Raw genomic sequence first — 2,780 nt, 5'->3', positions numbered from 1 at the left:
GCGGGCAGGCTGCCGGCATAGCGGGAAAGTGCGGCGCTGCCGTCGATGCCGGGCTTGCCGCTGGGAATGCGGATCTCCACCAGCTTCTTCTGCGCGAACAGGGAAAAGTTGTCGGCGTGGCCGAAGATCACGCTCCAGTCGAACTTGCCTTGCACGGTGAACACCGTGCGCTCGTGTCCGGCCTTGAGCGCGGCGGCGCGGATGGCGTCCTCGGCTTCGAGCATGGCCAGCGGCTCTTCGCCCCAGATGAGGTAAAGCGGGGAGAGTCCCCGTGCGAGATGCGCACCGAGATCTTCCGGGCGCAGTTCCATCACTTGGCCAGGCGACGAAGGATCTGCTGCACCGCGTCGTCCTGCAGGTCGCGATAGAGGAAGCTTTCCTCGGCGGTCTTGGCGAGGTACTGGTTGTCGTCGTAGGTGAAGTCGCGGCTCGAGGCAATGGTGGCGGCAGGGAAGATCTCGCTGCCGTCCTTGCCGGCCAGGCTGTAGCTCAGGCTGTAGTTGAGCCGGTATTCGCGCACGCGCCCGCCGCCGGAAAGCGACAGGATGCTGCGAGTCTTCTTCTCCTCGAAAAGCTTCAGCACGGCATCGGCGTCCCTGGCGTTTTCCGGCAGGGAAATGCCGCGGCTGCGCAGGACGCTGGCCAGTTGCCGGGCAGCGCCGCTGTCCCTGGGCGCGTCGACATGGATGCTGCGATAGGGAATCGCATTCGAGCCGCGCAGATGGAAGCCGCAGCCGGCGAGCGGCAGCGCGGGAATCAGGGCGAGGAAAACGCGGCGCTTCATGTCACTATGTTAACCAAACGCCCGGGCACGACGATGATTTTTTTCGGCGTCGCGCCGTCGAGTTGTTTCTGCGCCGCTTCCGAGGCCAGGGCGGCAGCCTCGATCGCCGCCTTGTCGGCGCCGGCCGGCACGCGGATGCTGCCCCTGAGCTTGCCGTTGATCTGCACCACCAGTTCGATTTCGTCGACGGCGAGCGCGGATTCGTCGGCCTTGGGCCAGGCCTGATCCAGCAGCTTCGTGCCCGGCCGAAGTTCGGCCCACAGGGCCTCGCAGATGTGGGGCACGATGGGCGAGAGCAGCAGGGTTGCCGTTTCCAGCGCTTCCTGGCGCAGGGCCGGAGTGCCGGCTTCTTCCGGGAGTCTCCCAAGCGCGTTCATCAGTTCCATCACCGCGGCGACCGCGGTGTTGAACTGCTTGCGGCGGCCGTAATCATCGGTGACCTTGGCGATGGTCTGGTGCAGCATGCGGCGGAATTCCTTGAGCGGGGCCGACAGTTCCCCGGCCGCTTTGCCGCCGCCCGCCTCGACGTGTTCAAACACGGCCTTCCACAGCCGCTTGAGGAAGCGGTGCGCGCCTTCCACGCCGGCGTCCGACCATTCCAGCTGCAGGTCAGGCGGCGCGGCGAACATCATGAACAGGCGCGCGGTATCGGCGCCGTAGCTGTCGATCAGGGCCTGCGGGTCGACGCCGTTGTTCTTGGATTTCGACATTTTCTCGATGCCGCCGAAGGTCACCGGCAGACCATCGGCCGCGAGCCAGGCGCGCACCAGCCGGCCCTTCTCGTCGCGCTCGGTCTGCACCTCCGCCGGATTGATCCACTGCTTGCGCCCGTCCGCGTCCTCGCGATACCAGGTCTCGGCGACCACCATCCCTTGCGTCAACAAGCGGGCGAAGGGCTCGTCGCAGTCGAGCAGCCCCTCGTCGCGCATCAGCTTGTGGAAGAAGCGCGCATAAAGGAGGTGCAGGATGGCGTGCTCGATCCCGCCGACATACTGATCGACCGGGAGCCAATAGCGTGCACGCTCGTCGAGCATGGCCGTATCGCAATCCGCCGAGCAATAGCGGGCGTAGTACCAGCTCGATTCGAAGAAGGTATCGAAGGTGTCGGTCTCGCGGATCTCCCCGCCGGGGAGATCCGAGAAGGACGGCATCTTCTTCAGCGGCGAGCCGGAGCCGTCGACCACGACATTCTCGGGCAGGCGCACCGGCAGGTCGGTCTCGGGGCGCAGATCGCCGTCGGGGCCGTTCACCACCGGGATGGGACAACCCCAGTAGCGTTGGCGCGAGACGCCCCAGTCGCGCAGCCTGAAGTTCACGCGCTTGCGGCCCTTTTCGTGCTCTGTCAGCCAGCCTGCGATGGATTCGAACGCCTCGGCACTGCTCAAGGCCGAGAAAGGGCCGGAGTTGATCAGGACGCCTTTTTGCTCGAATCGTTCGTCCCAGTGCGACCAGTCCAGGGGGACTCGGGACGCGTCTCCGGACACCGCGACGACCGGACGGTTTTCCGCAGGCGTTCCGGCAGCAAACCTGAGCTCGAGCGCGAGCTCTTTCCAATCCTCGGGCACGATCACCGGCCGGATCGGGATTCCGTACTTGTGGGCGAAATGGAAGTCACGCTCGTCGTGCGCCGGGACCGCCATCACCGCACCCGTGCCGTAACCCATGAGCACGAAATTCGCGGCGAAGATCGGCACCGCCTCGCCGGTCACCGGATGCAGGGCGTTCAGGCCGAGCGGATGGCCCTTCTTCTCCATCGTCTCGATCTCGGCCTCGGAGGTCCCGCCCTTGCGGCACTCATCGATAAAGGCCGCGAGTGCAGGCTGATCCTCGGCGGCACGTCGCGCGAGCGGATGCTCGGCAGCGACGGCGACATAGGTCACGCCCATGAGCGTGTCCGGACGGGTCGTGTAGATCTCCAGCGTCTCGTCCGATCCCGCGATCCCGAAGCGCATCTCGACACCTTCGGAGCGCCCGATCCAGTTGCGCTGCATGGTGC

General features: G+C 65.8%; 2 protein-coding genes and 1 pseudogene. All 3 read right to left on the bottom strand.

Features of this window, described 5'->3' with window-relative positions; translation table 11 throughout:
* A pseudogene (locus B4N44_RS03630) lies at nucleotides 1–311 on the bottom strand (DNA polymerase III subunit delta); the annotation flags it as partial.
* Nucleotides 311–784 (bottom strand): LPS assembly lipoprotein LptE, encoded by a 474-nt coding sequence (gene lptE, locus B4N44_RS03625; RefSeq protein WP_296697013.1) that lies wholly within the window; start codon nucleotides 782–784, stop codon nucleotides 311–313. The gene lptE and the pseudogene B4N44_RS03630, both read right to left, overlap by 1 nt.
* Nucleotides 781–2,780, bottom strand: a 2,000-nt coding sequence (gene leuS / locus B4N44_RS03620) for a leucine--tRNA ligase (protein WP_296697011.1), incomplete at its 5' end; no start/stop codon positions are given. The genes leuS and lptE, both read right to left, overlap by 4 nt.

Source organism: Thiocapsa sp. UBA6158 (genome assembly GCF_002423035.1).
In the GTDB taxonomy this organism is placed as follows: Bacteria; Pseudomonadota; Gammaproteobacteria; order Chromatiales; family Chromatiaceae; genus Thiocapsa.
This window is presented reverse-complemented; position numbering and strand designations above follow the sequence as displayed.